The organism is Mesotoga sp., assembly GCF_035363035.1.
Taxonomy (GTDB): domain Bacteria; phylum Thermotogota; class Thermotogae; order Petrotogales; family Kosmotogaceae; genus Mesotoga.
Window position 1 is genome coordinate 58390 of sequence record NZ_DAOSEH010000004.1, and the last position, 16562, is coordinate 74951.

General features: G+C 48.3%; 18 protein-coding genes. 8 read left to right on the forward strand and 10 right to left on the reverse strand.

Translation table 11 applies throughout. From position 1 onward, the window contains the following. Window positions 1-156: 156 nt before the first annotated feature. From PKX57_RS01510 to PKX57_RS01520, 3 genes are read left to right on the forward strand one after another with little or no spacing between them, the layout of a single operon-like run. Complete coding sequence (locus PKX57_RS01510; protein WP_213921342.1) at window positions 157-1224, forward strand: DUF4097 family beta strand repeat-containing protein; 1068 nt, start codon at window positions 157-159, stop codon at window positions 1222-1224. A 43-nt stretch (window positions 1225-1267) separates the two neighbouring features. Further along, window positions 1268-1597, forward strand: coding sequence for a PadR family transcriptional regulator (locus PKX57_RS01515; RefSeq protein ID WP_472415856.1), 330 nt, complete (start codon window positions 1268-1270; stop codon window positions 1595-1597). Beyond that, window positions 1584-2144 carry a DUF1700 domain-containing protein gene (locus PKX57_RS01520; RefSeq protein ID WP_169699128.1) on the forward strand — a complete coding sequence of 187 codons (561 nt, stop codon included), beginning with the start codon at window positions 1584-1586 and terminating at the stop codon, window positions 2142-2144. The genes PKX57_RS01515 and PKX57_RS01520 overlap by 14 nt, the downstream gene beginning before the upstream one ends. A gap of 16 nt (window positions 2145-2160) precedes the next feature. On the opposite strand, the gene PKX57_RS01525 is transcribed toward PKX57_RS01520, so the two are convergent. The 8 genes from PKX57_RS01525 to PKX57_RS01560 all read right to left on the reverse strand — a co-directional run bounded on the left by PKX57_RS01525 (window position 2161) and on the right by PKX57_RS01560 (window position 11051). Further along, a complete protein-coding gene (locus PKX57_RS01525) occupies window positions 2161-3900 on the reverse strand; it encodes an ABC-F family ATP-binding cassette domain-containing protein (protein ID WP_472415870.1) in 1740 nt (579 codons plus the stop codon). A gap of 249 nt (window positions 3901-4149) precedes the next feature. After that, complete coding sequence (locus PKX57_RS01530; protein ID WP_214048950.1) at window positions 4150-4551, reverse strand: ATP-binding protein; 402 nt, start codon at window positions 4549-4551, stop codon at window positions 4150-4152. Between the two features lie 10 nt (window positions 4552-4561). Further along, window positions 4562-4903 carry an STAS domain-containing protein gene (locus PKX57_RS01535; protein ID WP_213921337.1) on the reverse strand — a complete coding sequence of 114 codons (342 nt, stop codon included), beginning with the start codon at window positions 4901-4903 and terminating at the stop codon, window positions 4562-4564. 74 nt (window positions 4904-4977) lie between these two features. Further along, window positions 4978-6096: a PP2C family protein-serine/threonine phosphatase gene (locus PKX57_RS01540; protein WP_472415858.1), complete on the reverse strand. Its 1119-nt coding sequence runs from the start codon at window positions 6094-6096 to the stop codon at window positions 4978-4980. A 15-nt stretch (window positions 6097-6111) separates the two neighbouring features. Continuing rightward, on the reverse strand, window positions 6112-9132 hold the full coding sequence (locus PKX57_RS01545) for an ABC transporter permease (RefSeq protein ID WP_472415860.1): 3021 nt from the start codon (window positions 9130-9132) through the stop codon (window positions 6112-6114). Next, window positions 9113-9835: an ATP-binding cassette domain-containing protein gene (locus tag PKX57_RS01550; RefSeq protein ID WP_214075662.1), complete on the reverse strand. Its 723-nt coding sequence runs from the start codon at window positions 9833-9835 to the stop codon at window positions 9113-9115. Before PKX57_RS01550 ends, PKX57_RS01545 begins: the two co-directional genes overlap by 20 nt. A 42-nt stretch (window positions 9836-9877) precedes the next feature. Further along, window positions 9878-10423: a hypothetical protein gene (locus PKX57_RS01555; protein WP_169699121.1), complete on the reverse strand. Its 546-nt coding sequence runs from the start codon at window positions 10421-10423 to the stop codon at window positions 9878-9880. Window positions 10424-10430: 7 nt separating this feature from the next. After that, complete coding sequence (locus PKX57_RS01560; RefSeq protein ID WP_472412450.1) at window positions 10431-11051, reverse strand: PRC-barrel domain-containing protein; 621 nt, start codon at window positions 11049-11051, stop codon at window positions 10431-10433. A gap of 232 nt (window positions 11052-11283) precedes the next feature. Between PKX57_RS01560 and PKX57_RS01565 the strand changes: the two genes are divergently transcribed. From PKX57_RS01565 to PKX57_RS01580, 4 genes are all read left to right on the forward strand, one after another. Continuing rightward, window positions 11284-11796, forward strand: coding sequence for a chromate transporter (locus PKX57_RS01565; protein ID WP_472415862.1), 513 nt, complete (start codon window positions 11284-11286; stop codon window positions 11794-11796). After that, window positions 11793-12323, forward strand: a complete 531-nt coding sequence (locus PKX57_RS01570) for a chromate transporter (RefSeq protein ID WP_213920430.1) — start codon at window positions 11793-11795, stop codon at window positions 12321-12323. The genes PKX57_RS01565 and PKX57_RS01570 overlap by 4 nt, the downstream gene beginning before the upstream one ends. 590 nt (window positions 12324-12913) lie before the next feature. Continuing rightward, window positions 12914-13060 carry a hypothetical protein gene (locus PKX57_RS01575; RefSeq protein ID WP_169699117.1) on the forward strand — a complete coding sequence of 49 codons (147 nt, stop codon included), beginning with the start codon at window positions 12914-12916 and terminating at the stop codon, window positions 13058-13060. Between the two features lie 70 nt (window positions 13061-13130). Continuing rightward, the gene (locus PKX57_RS01580) at window positions 13131-13277 is read left to right on the forward strand and encodes a hypothetical protein (protein WP_214050287.1); all 147 of its coding nucleotides are present in this window, start codon (window positions 13131-13133) and stop codon (window positions 13275-13277) included. A gap of 44 nt (window positions 13278-13321) precedes the next feature. On the opposite strand, the gene PKX57_RS01585 is transcribed toward PKX57_RS01580, so the two are convergent. Together PKX57_RS01585 and PKX57_RS01590 are read right to left on the reverse strand one after the other, a co-directional pair. Continuing rightward, window positions 13322-15037, reverse strand: coding sequence for an HD domain-containing phosphohydrolase (locus PKX57_RS01585; RefSeq protein WP_470745790.1), 1716 nt, complete (start codon window positions 15035-15037; stop codon window positions 13322-13324). Window positions 15038-15295: 258 nt separating this feature from the next. Beyond that, window positions 15296-15892 carry a GerMN domain-containing protein gene (locus tag PKX57_RS01590; protein ID WP_472415864.1) on the reverse strand — a complete coding sequence of 199 codons (597 nt, stop codon included), beginning with the start codon at window positions 15890-15892 and terminating at the stop codon, window positions 15296-15298. A gap of 272 nt (window positions 15893-16164) precedes the next feature. Between PKX57_RS01590 and PKX57_RS01595 the strand changes: the two genes are divergently transcribed. Continuing rightward, window positions 16165-16562 (forward strand): radical SAM protein (locus tag PKX57_RS01595; RefSeq protein WP_472415866.1); only part of this gene is annotated, 398 nt, incomplete at its 3' end.

The window sequence follows — 16562 nt, forward strand, 5'->3', positions numbered from 1 at the left end:
ATAAACAACGAAGGGCGGCTTTTCCTGCTCTTAAATATTAACAAAATCTTAATTCAACAAATTTGCACAGTACCTTGCAATACCAGGTAATAGGTGATATATTATTCGCTGAATCGAAGTCCGGCCTCTTCACCGGACGAATGGGAGGTAATCGAATTGAAAGGTTTTGAAAGAAAGCGCGGGGTAGCCTGGGTTGGGATTCTGATAGCTATCGGTCTGATACTCATAGGAGTGGCGGTGGCGATCGGACCGGCCGGTATAGATTTCGGTTTCGACTTCGGCTGGTCTCTCGACGGTCAACGTTTCGACAGGAGCTATCAGGAATCGCTAAACGATGCGATCAAATCGATAGATATCTACACCCTCAACGGCGAGGTGGAGGTTGTCGGTTGGGAAGAGAGTTTCATATCTCTTGAAGTCAAACAAACCGTGAAGGTTTCCTCGGAAAACCTCAAGGAGAAATACTTCGAGGAAACGAAGCCCGTGGTGACCATTCTGGATGGACTGTTAAGGATCGTTACGCCGAGGCTCCAGCAGACCGGTGAATTCAGGGGACAGGGCGCTTCGATATATCTCCGCGTTCCCATCGAACTGCTGGAAGAGGTAGTGGCCAGAACGAGCAACGGCAGGCTGAAAGCGGCCTCGCTGAACTCTTATGTCAACGTGGAAAGTTCTAACGGCGGAATAGAGATTTACTCGATAAATGGGAGAGTAGTAGCGGAGACTTCGAACGGACCGATCAACGCCAGAGATATCGTAGGTCCTATGGAGTTCCAGAGCAGCAACGGTCCATTCACCGGCGCGAGGTTGAACGGCGACCTGCGGGTTACCACTTCGAACGCGTCGATAAACGTGGAAACTTCCTCATCGAATATTAGCGCGCTGACCTCCAACGGATCCATCAACATCACAGACTGCATTCTGCAGGGAACGAAGAATAGCTTCAGGACCTCCAACGGCAAGGTAACGGTGAATTCTACGCTCTCGTCGCAGGGGACGCTTGAGCTGGCCTCTTCGAACGGTCAGATATTGCTCTTCGTTCCCGAAGACATCCGGGCCTACATCGATGCCTCGACCTCCAACGGCAGGGTAGATATGACCGGGCTCTCCATCACCGTATCGAGCATGAGCAAGACCAGCGTAAGGGGAAACCTGAACAACGGCAGCGATCTGGATATAACTCTCAGGACCAGCAACGCCGACATAGTTATAAAGAAGAAATAAATGACCAGAACCGGGCGATCGTCTCCGTTACGGGGTGTTTTACTTGGATAGCCAGATGAAGAAGGGTGTTCTAGATCTTTGTGTTCTCAGTATTCTCGACAGGGAGGATTGCTACGGTTATCAGCTGGTTGAGAGGGTGTCTAGCGCCGTCGAGATCTCCGAAGGCACCATATACCCTCTTTTGAAGAGACTCCAGAAAGAAAACCTGCTCTCTTCGTATATAATAGAGTCCAGCGAAGGACCGGCAAGAAAATACTACAGGTTGACCGATTCGGGAAGATCGAGATTCATGGATCTGAAAAGAGATTGGAGAGAGTTTGCCGAAAGTGTGAACGCTCTCATCGGCGGGGAGGTTGACAATGAAGGAATTTGAATACATCAGGTTGCTCGAAAAGGGACTTGGCTCCCTCTCCGCTGTTGAGAGGCAGGAGCTCCTTCAGGATTACCGCGACCATTTCAGGGAAGGGAAAAAGGCCGGCAAAAGCGAAGAAGAGATATCGCGCGCACTCGGCGATCCCGAGAAAATTGCCCGTGCCATAACTGCAGAGTACAGAGTCAGCAGTATCGAAGAGAAATCCGGAAAAGGACGGGGCATCGGCGCGGCGATCGTGAGCATAATCGGGCTGAGTTTCTTCAACCTTGTTGTTTCCCTGCCCTTTTTCATAGTTTTGTACGCGCTCGTTCTCTCGCTTTACGTTGTTGCCGCGGCCTTCGTCGCCAGTCCGTTCATACTGTTCTTTTTTCCGTACCTCGTAAATCTACCATTCGACGTGACTCAGCTACAACTGCTTCTCTTCAGTTTCGGCCTTTTCTTCATAGGGTTGGCCATCTTCTTCATGTCCGGAAAGATCTGGAACGGAGTTCTGGGACTAACCGTTAGGTTCTTGAAATGGAACATAAATGTTTTCAAGGGAAGCTAGAAGGGCTAGTACCCTTCTAGTCTTCAGTATCTTCATCTTTTTCTTCGGGCGGGGCTTTCTCGACGCTCTCCCAATCGTCCTGTGATCGTCTCCGCCTCATCTCGGCCTCACGCGCGGCATAAGAAATGTCGTCGCTTATCTGCCTGAAAAGGCGAACATCTACTCTGGACGTACTTTGGAAACTTTTCAGAATACCCCGGTCGATGAAAAAGAGCCTCTGGCCATGACTGGCTATGAAGCGTCTGTCGTGGCTTATGAACACGAATCCGCCAGGGAAACCCGCCAATAAGTCGTCCATGACTTCGAGCGATTCTATATCTAGATGGTTGGTGGGTTCGTCCATGAATATAAATTCGGCCTTTGAGGCGATCACCTTGAGCAAGGCGGCCCTCATCAACTCTCCATGACTCAGATCGGATATTCTGGCCATCGCCCGCTCCCTCCTGAAACGGATGTTCGCGAGGTGACTTCTCAGCTTTTCCTCCTCTATTCCGGTTGAGAGGAACTCTTCGATCAGCGTCTTCCTCTCGAAGAAATTTAGAACGTTCTGGGGAATGTAGGCCCATCTGACGCCTTCGTTCCTGTAAATCTTTCCGGATGAAGGCTCTAGCTCACCGATCAGGCACTTCATAAGCGTCGTCTTTCCAGAACCGTTTTGCCCGATTATCCCCACTCTGTCGGTGGTGTCTATATCCACAAAGGCCCCGCTTATGATCTCGTCCGCTTCGTAGGAGAAGCTAATATCCTCAGCGCTCACCATCTTTCTCCTGGAAACGGTGTAATCTGAAAGAGAGAAAGAGAGGGGCTTCTCCACGAAGGGCTTTTTTTCCTTCAGTTCATCGATCAGTTTTCCGGTTCTTTTCTGAACGGCCATCGCCCGTCTGGCCTGTTTGGCGGCCATATGTCCAACGTAGCCTTTATCCCTCGCGTGCCTTTTGGAGGCCTCTTTGGAGGCCGACCAGTTTTTCCTTCTCACTATCTCGGCCTCAAGTTGACGAATCTTCCTGTCGATCTCTCCCGCCTCTTTCTGTCTGGAGAGGGAATCGCTCTCCAGATGCTCTAGCATCAGCGAGTAACCGCCGTTTACCGAGAGCGATTGACCGAACTTCAAATAGATCGTCTTGTCGGCCACCCTGTCTATGAAAGTACGATCGTGGCTGACCACGATTATTCCCGTTCCCCTTCTTTTGAGTCTGCTGATGATCTCTTCAAGCCTCAGTGTCATGGCTATGTCGAGATGGTTGGTAGGCTCGTCCAGCAGGAGGAGCTTCGATCGGCTGAGAAGCGCTCTCATTATAGAGAGAAGCCTCTTTTGACCCTGCGAGTGTTCGTCGAACCCTTTATGGATCTCGTCTCTCTCGAAGCCGAAATCCACGAGCGTCAGAACTATCTCCTCTTCGAAATCGAAGCCTCCGATCGCGTGGTACTCGTTTATGTACTCGGCGTGCGCGAGCGGATCGGCGGCCGCCTCTAGCTTTTCGCGCAATTTCAACAGCTCCGGTCTCGCACCGAACAGGTAGTTGCCCGTGCTTCCGCGGTAATCTATATCTTCTTGCCGCACATAAACGGGCCAGTAACCACGCTCGATCTGCACACTCCCGCCGGAAAGGGCGATCTCGCCGACTATCGACCTGAGAAGAGTCGTTTTGCCGCAGCCGTTGGGGCCGGTGAGCGCCAGTACCTCCCCGGGTAACAGGTCGAGATCTATTTTTTTCAGAACATCGAGACTGTCGAACGATACGGATAGATCTTTCACGTGTAGCAAAGAAACCACCTCCATTATGGCCTGTGAGAATTTTCGTTATTAAATGTAAGTGTTGGCTGTGTTGAGCCATTGAAAAAATGACGCGAATGCTTAACACGAGTCGATTACGGGAAAGCGATATTCAATTGTGCCGATTACCGGGGTAGTTTCTTCATTTCTGCACCTTTACAGTTTTGACCTGTGTACTTTATAACATATATCTGCGTGCCGGTTTAAGTGGTCCAGCCGCGATTTTCGAAATCAAATAATGACCGTCAGTATGTTTCTGTTGTCCTTATATGCGTAGTCAACCTTTTTGGAGCATCTCTTGATGAGGTAGATTCCCATCCCGCCCTTCTGTAGGAGCTCGAAGTTGTTGAGGTTTGGATCGCTCACATCTAGGGGGTTGAACTCTCGCGAAGTGTCTTCGATAACTATCTTCGCATCGTTGTCTTCGAAGCTGAGCTCTATCTCGATCCTCTCTTCCTCTCCCAGATCACCGTACTTGACTATATTCACACAGGCCTCGGTGACTACCAGGCCGGCCCTGAAACCACGCTCTTCGCCGGCTACCTCTTTGACTATTTCCGTTATTCTGGCCGAGACCGAATCTACCTCCCCCATCAGAGGTCTAACTGAGAACCGCTGCTTCGACTGCCTCATCCAACCTATCTTACAGAGACTTTACAGCCTCTTCGACTGTGCCGTCGTGAATCTGGAAGAGCCTGTCCAGTCGGAGCGTGGCCAGGAGTTTTTTGATCTCCGGGGACAGGTTCACAAGGTGGAGGTTGCTTCCCTTCGGCGTCAGAGACTTGTATATGCTGATCAACGCGGCAATTCCCATCGAGTCTATGAATTGAATATTGTTGCCGTCGATTATCACGGCGGAACAACTGGCCAGATCCTTGCTCTCGTACCACTTGCGGAAACTGGCCGATGTCTCCCCGGTAATTCTAACGGGTTTCTCCAGGGAAATTACACCAATACTTTTTTTGAGCAATTCGAATTTAAACATAATGCACCCACAACCAACGTTGTGGAATCCCTCCTTTTTTCAACTTACCTTCCTCGACGTGGAGATCCTCTACGCTAAAACTCTATCAGCAATAGCGAGACATCGTCTTCGGCATTCTTGATTCCCTTGAATTTTTCGAAACGATCTCTCAGATTCTCTTTGGTTGCGGAAAGGCTCATATCCAGGCAGCCCTGCAGGATATCTTGCAACCTTTCCTCGCCGAACATCTCTCCGTCTTCGTTAGTGGACTCTGTGAAGCCATCCGTGTAGAGAATTAACCTGTCCCCTCCCGAAAGGTTGAGCTCTTCGATCGCTCCGCGTATCATGTTCATGCCTATCAGGCCTTCCTTGTTTTCGAGAACCCTGAACCTTCCATTTTCCATCAGCAGCGGAGAGGGGTGCCCCGCGTTGCACAACAGGAGTTTTTTACTCGCGGTATCTATGATCATCGAGATGATCGTGAAGAAGAGATTGAACTTCTCGAACCTGAAACTGCTGTCCAGTTCGGCCATGAAGTCCTTAAGGTCGAATTCACCCTCTCCAATCCTTCCCCTGTAATCCTCGATGAATCTGTGAACCATGACCGAAAGCATCGCCGCGTTCACACCGTGACCCGACATATCGGCCAGATAGACAAAGAACTTTTCCTCTCCCAGTTTTACGACGTCGAATATATCGCCGCCCACTCTGTACGAGGGAGAGTAGATCCATTCCATCTTCAGTCCCTGAGGTGCGCTCTGAGGTACGAGGGCCGCCTGAATTCTACCTGCGGCCAGAACGTCGTTCTGCAGGCTGTCCACCGCTACCCTCAAAGATTTTATGAGATTGTGCAATTTGAGCTGTGTATTGACCCTTAGCAGAACCTCCTCCGACATGAAGGGTTTGGATATGAAATCGACAGCTCCCGAACTCAAGGCCGTCAGCTTGCTCTGGCGGTCGGACGAACCTGTGAGAACTATCACCGGTATTGCTTCCAGATCTCTGTCTTCTTTGAGTGCCGACAGAACTTCCAATCCGTTATAATCGGGGAGCATGAGATCGAGCAAGATCAAGTCGGGTCGTTCTTCTCTGGTCGCCACCAGCGCCGAACTCCCATCTGGGCTCTCGATAACTTCGTGACTGTCCTTGACGAGTATGGATTTCAAGAGAACTCGAACCGCCCGGTCGTCATCGACGACGAGTATCCTGCTCATTCGAGAACCTCCTTTTTATTCGAAGTACCTCAACGCCTCTGCCGGAGGTATCTTCGATGCGATGTAGCTCGGTATTATCGTTGAAACCAGCGATGCGACGTAGAATATCAGTGACATTCCCAGCAACTGATCCCAGGGAATGGAAAGAGCCATGCCCTGCATCAGAGGGGAGGCATAGATTTCCACGCTGGTGAGGGTACCGGTTATTATTCCAAGGACGATCCCGATTACGACTATGAACGATGTCTCCAGAACGAAAGAGGCGAAGACCATCTTCTTTGTGAATCCTATGGCTTTGAGCATGCCGACTATCCTCTTGCGTTCGTAAAGGGCCTTGAACATTATTATGGCTATACCGACTATTCCGACGAGCATACCGAAGTACAGGAAGGATCTCAGAATACTTATTGTTCCCTGTATAATCGTCGTTGTCAACTCTATTATATCGTCAACGAAGATCATAAAGAGACTTCCCGAACCCATACCATCTTTCAGAGACTCGAAACTCGCCTTTTTCTCTTCTTGAGTTTCTCCCCTCAAATTCAAGAGGTAATTCCTGATCGAGACCTTACCGTCGATGGATTCGGGGATGTTTCCTCTGTACATAAATATCCCGTTCATATACGTTATCGTATTTTCCGGGAGTGTGGCTATGACTGTCATTTTAACGCGTTCCTCGCCGATTATGATGTCACTCATGCCTCTCATCATGAAAGACGACATACCGCCGGTATCTTCCTCTCGTTGAACCAATCTTCTCAGCTCGACGGTATCTCCGGGGAGTATTCCGGGAATGACGTTGGAAGAGACTACAACAGTATCGGGGGTAGACCGTAAATGCTCCCAGACTTCTCTGGCGTTCTTGAACGTGCCTTTATCGAACGTTATTTCCGTGAACTTGTTGTTGACTATGAAACTGTCGTCCAGTCCGTACATGTATTCACGGACGTATCTTTCTTCTCTCTTCATCGCCACGCTTATGCTCTCTATGTTTGTGAGGGCCGAGACTTCGCCTCTTGACTGCAGATCGCTGAAGGAGACCATGTTTCTTGTAGAGAGCGAGAAGACACCTACATCGTATCCCCCGAATATCATGTCTCTACTCTTAACGAGAACCTGTTCCTGGGAGTAGGGGATGATAGAAATCAGCGTTATAACGAAGATGACGACGCCGTACATGGCTATCGTTAAACCTGTCCTGACACGGTTCCTGGCGGAGAAAGCTATAGATATCTTGAAGACCGGCGCCGCCGATCTCGTTTTCTGGAAGATCTTGTTGAGTATGTACTCGAAGGTCTTGAGGTTATAGACTATCAGGAAGAGACCGGCGAAGAGAATGGCCCCGCCCTTTGCCACGACCAGATAGACTGAACCTCCGCTGTTTTCGGCAATAAGGGAGAAGGAGTTGCTGAACATCGTAAAGAGTATCACACCTATGGAAAAGAGCGACTCGATCGTTCTTTTGTTCTTGAGCGGTATAGCCACAGGGAAGAGCAGCCCGGTAAAGACGACTCCAACGAAGAAGAGCGTGGCGTTTCCGGCCGAGTAACCGCTGTAAGCCATGATGATCGATACCAACACACCCAGCGAGGCCATAATGTTGATCATGAACCTGCTCTTCTGATCCATCTCGTCGGGTATGTTTCTGACCGCCGTAACTATGTTGGTTCTGGATATCTTCCTTCCCGTATAGACGACTATTATCATGGGTATTATCAGACCCAGAAGAAATCCATAGAAGATCGACTCCGGTCGAACGAAAAATCCGAAGGAGTTCTGTATGGAGCTGAACACCGTGGCAGCCCCTTCGAAGGGTATCAGAGCGGTTATATCTGTGAAAAGGTTGACGAAGCTCTCGAATATGAAGTTTGCCAGTGCTACTCCCGTTACCACCCCTATGGCCGAGGAGAACACAGAGTAGAAGAAACCCTCGTAAAGGATCGTTCTGGAGACTCTACGCCTTGAATAGCCTATCGCTCTCAATGTACCGAGCTCCATCCTTCGTTCCTGGGCAAGCATGAGATATATGTTTGAGAGAAGCAGTGTTCCCGCAAAAATCGCAAAAACGCTCAACATGAGGAACAAAAGACCGATATTGCCCCGATCGGCCATATCGAGCGCGTCTTTCTTAGGTGTCTCGATTTTGAAGTCGCCACCTGCGATCTCCCTTATAGATGCCGCTACCGCATCGGTCAACTTGACTCCGCCTAGAAAATCCCCCCTGTTTGATACCAGAAGGCCGTTGTAATAATCGGGAACATTTATTTTGAGCAAATCTCTCGCGGTGTCTATATCGGCAAGCATTGTGAACCCGTTTGGAGGCTGGTTGTTCGCCTCAACCTGGTAGTAAAGCAGACCGTCGCCTTTGACTATGTCGGAGATCTGGACTTTGGGGAGTTCTATCCAGAAAAGCAACCTCTGTCCCGCATCGGACATTATCTCCAGCGTATCACCCACCGATAGAGCCAGCGAATTGGCCAGCTCTTCGTTTATGACCACACTGGCGATACCGTCGGCACTTGAGAGGCTTGATGGATCGACCACGCCTTTCGAATCGGGCCATTCCGTCAGGTTTTCGGGTTTAACGCCGATGAGTGATATCTGGACGGATTTTCCGTTCTGTGCTCTAGTCTCTCCTGGTCGGCCGGCCGTGACGTTTCTACTCAATAGCGGGAGAATGCCATCGATATTCGAATCCTGAAGCAAGTGTTTCACCAGAGCTTCAATCTCTGCGTTGGGTATGAACTCCTTCGCTATGGTCCGGTTTTCCGAAGGAATGAAAACAAACTCGTCGATCTCGCCGTTGCTCCGTTCTATCTGGTTATGCAGAAATTTCTGGAAGGAATCGTTCATCGCCATCGAGCCGACTATCAGAGCCGTGCCTATTAGCGAGCCGAGAATCACCAGCAATGTGTCGGCCTTTCTCCTGAAGATATTTCTGAAGCCTATCTTGAATATCACCGGATTGAAGATCATGGAGACGACTATCGCGACAGTCGCGGCTCCAACCAGGATGCTAAGAATTTGAATTAGCATTCTGAGACACCTTCAAATTTTGGTTTTCGTCTATCTTCAATATTTTTCCGCTATCCATATGCAAAATACGGTTAGAGTAGTTCGATACCCTTTCGTCATGTGTAACTATTACGAAGGTCTGGTTGAAGGTTCTGTTCAGCTCAATGATAAGGTTCATGAGCTCGGTGCTGGTTTTCGTGTCCAGAGCCCCGGTAGGTTCGTCGGCCCAGACTATCGCAGGTCTGTGTACTAGAGCCCTGGCTATGGATACTCTCTGTCTCTCTCCGCCGCTCAACTGCGAGGGTAGGTAAGTAGCCCGTCCATCGAGATTGACCTTCGCCAGTATATCCATAGCGGCCTTTCTCGCCTTCTTTTGACTGCTTCCTATCGTCAACATGGCCAGCTCGACGTTTTCGACCGATCTCAGAACGGGGATGAGGTTGTAGAACTGGAAAACGAAGCCCATGTTCAATGCCCTGAAACGCGTTTTTTCATCGTCTCTAAGGGAGTGGAGATCGATGCCTTTTATTATCACTTTTCCGCCAGTTGGTTCATCTATACCAGATAAGCAGTTTAGAAGAGTGCTCTTCCCGCAGCCCGAAGGACCGAGGATCGAAAGAATTTCACCCTCGTATATATCAAACGAAACTCCTTTCAATGCTTCAACTACGACTTCACCGGACCTGTAAGTCTTGCTCAGGTCCCTGACTTCAACAAACGTCATTGGTAGCATCTCCTTTCGATCGAACAGCCAGAAAACGATGTTCTAATTATACGATATATCTTCAATTGCTTTTCTTATCTCGTTGTTTAACTTTTCAATAGTATTCTCAAGCGTTCTGAAGGCTCTTCTGGCAAGAATTACGATTATGAAGGAGGCTCCATAAGAGAACAGGCCTGCGTAAAGCTCTGTTCCCCTTTGTAGAAGAATAGAAGAAAGCATCACCGCCATCGGGAAGAGCGGGGCCGCATATATGGAAAAGAGGTACAGTTTTCTCTGGATTTCGGTCGGCTTTCTCAATCTGGATTCGAGCGAAGTTACGACCTGCTCGAGGTTTTTCAAGTTTTCCGAATCTATCAACTTTCCCTTTGTCTCTTCTTCGAAGGTTTTTCTGAAATTAAGCAGGTTGTCGGCCTTCTGCACGAACAGGGCGACCCTGCCGGCGAAGGAACTCCCGGGAAGGCCGAGAACGATATAGTAATCCAGTAAGATGACTGCAGGAAGAAAGAAAAACACGAGATCTACCCGCACACCTCTGGAGAAATTGAGAGCGAAAAGAACCACTGAAAAGACCAGATAATAAACCAACAAATTCAGATCATTCCATTTCAGGTAGTTTTTCGATCATTATCGCTGAAGCGGAAACCAGAACTTTCGCTTCGTCTATCTCTTCCACCCAGTCTATGGGTATGAGTTTTCTGGACTTCGAACCGAAACCACCGATATCGCCCACGACGTGGGTTATCTTTCCTTCGTCGTTCAGGACGAAACTGCGGACCCGTCCGATTGTTTTGTCTTCGACAGTGACTATATCACAGCCGGGTTCCAAAGATTTGGTGTCCTTGGGTACGTTTATCGATGTGTTGAGGGGAGGAAGGGGATACAGTTCGGCGTAATCTCCGACCGGTCTGAGCCAGTAAACAGGGGTAACTCCACTTTCCAGATTCTCGATCTCTTCGCCAGTTACGAAGAATGTCTCTTCATAATCCTGAAGGGATTCAACGTTTTTGGAGTCGATCTTCAAACGCACTTCGTCGGGTGCCGCGAAGAAAACGGTGGCTATCGGGATCAATTTGGCCAATCTATTGAATATCCCTTTCTCGATAACGATGTGAGTCACTTCGTTGTTCTTTGGGTGTACCACAACCCGGATAACCTTTCCAAGGTCCTTTCCGTCGGAGGAGACAGCCCTGGCGCCCCACTTTATTCTGTTCTCCATTTATCTCACCTCCTTTAAAGACAAGTTTAACATGCTCCGGCATACTCTCTGATGTTGTTTTAGTGTATAAGACTGCAAGAAAAAGCGCAAGGTTGTAAAATATCTTTGATTGGCCGTGCATTTAAAGGCTAGGGAGCGCTTGAGTCCAGGTGCGATTTATACATTAATGTGGCAGACAGACACGACTAAAATTATGAGGGTTGACACTTGTATGAGTTTATTCAAGCTGTTTATGATATTTGTGAAAGTCAGCTCCTTCACCATAGGCGGCGGCTACGCCATGGTCCCGGTGATCAAGGAGTTCATCGTAGATAAGTACAAACTCCTCGGTGAAGACGAGTTCATGGACGTGATCGTGACGGCCCAGACAGTGCCCGGAGTGATAGCCGTCAACACGGCCATGATCCTCGGCACAAAACTCGCGGGTCTGTGGGGAGCCGTACTGGCCGTTCTGGGTTCCATATTGCCTCCCTTCCTTATAATACTGGTTATCGCCAGCTTTTTCGCCGATTTCGCCGACCTGCCGGTCTTCGAAGGGTTTTTCATGGGAGCCAGAGTCGGCGTAACGGTTATTCTCGCGAATTTATCTCTACAACTTATAAAGAAAAATGTCAGGAAATATCTGATCCTCGCGATAATCGCAGCCGGTACGGCAGCCATAGTTCTGCTGAACTTCTCCTCGATCTGGATACTGCTCATAAGCTCGGTCTGTGTGTATTTCATCGACAGGGGGCGCAAAAGATGATCTTTCTAGAACTCTTCTGGGCCTTTTTCCAGATCGGATTCCTCGCTTTTGGCGGAGGTTATGGCGCCCTGAGCCTTATTCAGGATCAGATAGTCAATGTGAATAAATGGCTGGAGTTACCGGAGTTTCTCGACTTGATCTCTATCTCGCAGATGACCCCCGGACCGATAGCGATTAACTCGGCCACCTTCATAGGCTACAGAATAGCCGGGCTGGGCGGTTCGATAATCTCGACGATTGGTGTCGTGCTTCCGAGTGTTTTCTGGATCTTCTTGATTTTAAAACTTCTCAAAATACTCTCTCGCTGGATAGATACGGCCCAGGTCTTCAACGCCCTGAGGGTTTCGATCGTTTCGCTCATACTGGCGGCCACTTTCCGCATAGGGATCGAATCGATCAACAACCTCTTCACCGTGGTGATCGGGCTGATCGCATTCTATGTGCTTTACCGCTACAAACCCTCCGTGATCTGGATAGTTCTGGGCACAGGAGTGGCCGGTATCTTCTGGAGACTTATTGCCGGATAGAATCTGGAATCAAGGTACATCGACTCCTATTTTTTACATAATGCCTTTCCGTAGTTTTGAACAATTCAAACTGGATTGAATAGTTAGATGATAGTGTTCGAATCAATTCAACGATTGTTTTTTTTCGAAAACACGCGTGAATCGACCACGGCCATCGATAAGTATAATATAATTCAATAGATTAAATCGAATTAGATACTCTATTGATTAATGTGATTCTCCATAGTCGATGTATGACGATTATGGACATTCAAAGCTATTTAATACCGATTATCAATTGAAATCTCTTTCTTGCTAATCTTTGAATTATCTTACGATAACATCTAAAATGTACTTGATATCCAAATATATAGTGAAGAGCACGGCGATAGGTTATCTCAAGCGATTAGTTCTATAGCAGGTTTTTATTGGCAATTCCAAAGATTATTTCAAAATTATTCGATATTACCGTAGTGAAATATTACTCAAACAACTGACAAGGAGGCGTTTTTATGTGGAAGATTCCCGAAGAAGAAGAACCGCATTAGCTACCTTCAAAGGCAGGAGCAGTTCCTGGTGTTTTGAAACTACTAAAATCGGAGGTGTTTGAAGTGAAAAAGTTGATAGCGATTCTTCTCATAGGTATGGTAGCGTTCGGAACGGTAGCTTTTGCGGGTCCAGGTTTCTGGAAGATCCCCGAAGATGCGATAACTGCCGATGGTGGCCCCGGTTTCTGGAAGATTCCAGAGGGCGCTTGATTCGACAGGGCATTCAATCATCGATGTTTCAATCAGTGACTATTAGAAGGGATTAAGGGAGGTCTAAGTGATGAAAAAAATGATAGCAATTCTTCTCATAGGTATAGTAGCGTTCGGCACGGTAGCTTTTGCAGGCCCAGGTTTCTGGAAAATTCCCGAAGACGCGATAACTGCCGATGGCGGCCCCGGTTTCTGGAAGATTCCCGAGGGTGCTTGATAAGAACCGGCCGACGGCAGGTTCTTTACGGAACATCTGCCTTCTCACTGACCTTGCATATCGGCCGTTTCGTTGATGTCAGTCACTCTGAAAAATTCGGATATTATTGTGTTCCATATATTTTCTAGCTCCTCATGCTTTACGATGATTTCGTTCATTCTCACATATGCGATGAATTTCCTCAGGAGACCGATTTCGATTATCTGGCCTCCTTTTTCTTTGAGGTAGGACAGAGTCGTCTCCCGTGAGAGTGCTTTTCTGTAAGGGCGGTCAGTGGTCAAAGCGTCGTAAACATCGGCTATCGCAACTATCTGAACGAGGTAGTGGATCTCGTCTCCCATAAGGTTGTCGGGATAGCCGTTCCCGTCGATTCTCTCGTGGTGATGCTTGACTATATCTCTCACGGTACCAGGGAAACGGAGGTCGCCCAGATATTTGTCACCGTAGATCGTATGACACTTGATTATCGAATACTCTTCATCTGTGAGCAGAGAAGGCTTATTGAGAATCTCGAACGGGATATCGACCTTTCCGTAGTCGTGAAGCATCGCACCTATCGAGAGGTTAAAAAGATCCATCTTTTCCAGAGAGAGACTCTTTCCAAAACCATAGCAGAGCTTCAGGACTCTGAGCGTGTGGAGAGCGGTGTAGTCATCTTTCCGCCTGAGTTCGTACATGAGCTGGTTGAATACGGACACCAGACTCTCGAAGAGGTTGTTGACGAAGTCTTTCAGGTGTGGCGATATCGTGCTGTAAACGCTCAGCGACTCGAAGGCCCTGACTGAGTTTTCCAGGGCTTTGAAATAGTCGCCGCGGTTATGTAGCAACGAAGCTTCAAGAATAAGTGTTTCACCCAGTATATAGTTGGTCACGCACTCATCTGGCAGTGACTTGAGAAGATTTAGATAATACCTGGCCTTTTCGATGGATTTCACTCTCGAAAAGAAATGTCCAAGAAATATATACGAAACCGCAATGTCGGTCCAGCTACTGCTCGAGTGTATCAATGCCTCGAGTTGTTCGGCCACTCTACCGGCATTTGCGAGATCGTTCATTTGAAGCATTATCTTCAAATTGAGCATCAATCTATAGCCGTTAACGGAGTCGAAATCGGGGATTTCGATCGTCTCTTCCAGAGCGTTTAGCGCTTCTTTGAATCTCTTTTGAGAGTAGAGATAATCGGCTATGTTCAACTGAACGATCGTAGCCCTCACTGGCGAGCGTGTTTCGGCTTTGGCCTTTTCGTAAAGTTCCCACGGATTGTCGCCGGTCTGAAGCTGTGTGGAAACCAGTCCCAGATTGTTGTAATACTCGAACTTCTTCGTTCCGGGAACGAACCGTTCCTGGCCTATGAGCTGGTGAAAGAGAGAGAGCGTCTCTTTTGCGAAGCCCATTTCGAAAGAAGTCATCATATGAAGCATCCTCAAGTTGATAGAGTTCTCAGCCGAACACTTCGGGGCAATCAAATCGACCCCCAGCCTGGAAACCATGTAGGCTATTTTATCCTCGGAGTTGCGCGCGTAGAAATAAGAGAGCGCATAAAGCCCTTTAGCCAGCGAATCTATGTCCGAATCCTGTATCACAAGACCTGGCTTTTCATCGAAGGTCTTCGCGTAGGCAAAGTCCAGAGCCAGGAGAAACTCCCTTTCCTCGGCAGAAAGAAACTCGTCCCGATCTATGGCCTTTACCTCAGACCTAAAGATCGAAGGGCTGTCATAATTGAACCGCAAAGCCAGGTCTCTTATTCTGAAATTCTTCAAGATGCAACTCCCCATTCCCGAAATATTCTATCACGTCATAAGTCGACTAATCGTACGATCAGAGGCCGAAGATAAAAACAAAACCCCTTCCGGACCACCGAATCGACGCTCCGGGTAAAATGGCTTCAATACTGAGAGATCAGTTCGATGAGCGCAATCTTAAAAACCACTCTAAACGCAAAACCGATAACCCGGATAGACCAAATTGATCAAAAAAATGAGAGCCTCAATACAGACTATATATCATCGCTGGCTCTTCTATGGTTGAAAAAGCGTCTCAGGTTCATATACGACACTCTTAACCGTGTCGAACTGCATCACGGTCTTCTCTATCTGCGCCTTCAGAAGGCCGATCCGGCAGGAGCCGCCCGAGGTGAAGCCGGAGGGGTCGGAGAACTTCAGGTATAGAACACCGTTTTCCAGACGTGCCCCGAGAAACTGGAGCTCCCTGCCGGGAAACTCCGTTTTAAAACCCAGATCCCTTTCCGCCCTCGTCAATTCTCCCCTTATCAAAAGCCTTATAACATCGTTTATCGGTGATTGGGAATAAGGAAGGGATCTCTCAACGGGAATAACCGCGTTTATATCGCAGGCGGTATCGCCGTTGATCGCCCTGTCCAGAAGTTCGTTGTAATAGTAAAGACTGATCTTCATCGTCCTCTGTGTACCTGTCACGGCACCGAGTTCGAGTTCAAGAGCGGAGTACCTCTTTTCAAGAGCCTGAAGAGTCTTCTCAAGCCTGCCGGTCTTAAGCAAAAGCATCAGAAACAACACCAGGAGGACTAAAGAGACTGCCAGGCTGGAAATGAAGATGATCCCGAAGACCGGAAAGGATTGCTGCTTTCTAACCCTCATTAAACTCACCTCTCAATCAATGACACTTCAATTATACATTTTCCGTCGATGGAGGATGCCCCGGAACCCAAATTATGTGTTTCGAGCCTCTTAAGAGCCATGGTGAGTAGTGGATAGCATATTTAGGTACACTTTTCCTGTATTATTGTACCAAAGAAGCTGAGCCCGATCTAACTTTAAAGGAATGAATCCAATTGATTGGCGGTTGAGATCTCCAGAGTTGACGGGAAGGCTTCGAAGCTACCGGAGTTCAATCGGCCGGAGGTAAAAATATGCGACAGGAACCGCTCAAGAGAAATGATCAGCACAAAGTGCAGGCCTTTCATGTCATGGCCAAGCCAACCGGGGCGCTGTGCAACCTCGATTGCGCTTACTGCTTCTACCTCCACAAACAGGAATTGATCAACAGCAGGAAGGTCATCGGCGAGGAAGTACTGGAGAGGTTCATCTACGAGTACATAAACTCTCAGAATGTTTCGGAGATAGTCTTCACCTGGCAGGGCGGAGAACCTACGCTACTCGGGATAGATTTCTTCAAAAAGGTAATAGAGTACGAAAGATTGTACTGTCCTCCGGGAAAAAAGATTGCCAACGACCTGCAAACCAACGGAACCCTGCTGAACGAGAAATGGTGCGAGTTTCTCAAAGAGTACAACTTTCTGGTCGGCAT

What these genes read in the sequence shown, in the direction of transcription:
- PKX57_RS01535 (WP_213921337.1), bottom strand. Translation starts at nt 4,903, where the DNA reads ATGTTTAAATTCGAATTGCTCAAAAAAAGTATTGGTGTAATTTCCCTG.
- PKX57_RS01565 (WP_472415862.1), top strand. Translation starts at nt 11,284, where the DNA reads ATGATATTTGTGAAAGTCAGCTCCTTCACCATAGGCGGCGGCTACGCC.
- PKX57_RS01545 (WP_472415860.1), bottom strand. Translation starts at nt 9,132, where the DNA reads ATGCTAATTCAAATTCTTAGCATCCTGGTTGGAGCCGCGACTGTCGCG.
- PKX57_RS01580 (WP_214050287.1), top strand. Translation starts at nt 13,131, where the DNA reads ATGAAAAAAATGATAGCAATTCTTCTCATAGGTATAGTAGCGTTCGGC.
- PKX57_RS01570 (WP_213920430.1), top strand. Translation starts at nt 11,793, where the DNA reads ATGATCTTTCTAGAACTCTTCTGGGCCTTTTTCCAGATCGGATTCCTC.
- PKX57_RS01590 (WP_472415864.1), bottom strand. Translation starts at nt 15,892, where the DNA reads ATGAGGGTTAGAAAGCAGCAATCCTTTCCGGTCTTCGGGATCATCTTC.
- PKX57_RS01530 (WP_214048950.1), bottom strand. Translation starts at nt 4,551, where the DNA reads ATGAGGCAGTCGAAGCAGCGGTTCTCAGTTAGACCTCTGATGGGGGAG.
- PKX57_RS01540 (WP_472415858.1), bottom strand. Translation starts at nt 6,096, where the DNA reads ATGAGCAGGATACTCGTCGTCGATGACGACCGGGCGGTTCGAGTTCTC.
- PKX57_RS01560 (WP_472412450.1), bottom strand. Translation starts at nt 11,051, where the DNA reads ATGGAGAACAGAATAAAGTGGGGCGCCAGGGCTGTCTCCTCCGACGGA.
- PKX57_RS01520 (WP_169699128.1), top strand. Translation starts at nt 1,584, where the DNA reads ATGAAGGAATTTGAATACATCAGGTTGCTCGAAAAGGGACTTGGCTCC.
- PKX57_RS01550 (WP_214075662.1), bottom strand. Translation starts at nt 9,835, where the DNA reads ATGACGTTTGTTGAAGTCAGGGACCTGAGCAAGACTTACAGGTCCGGT.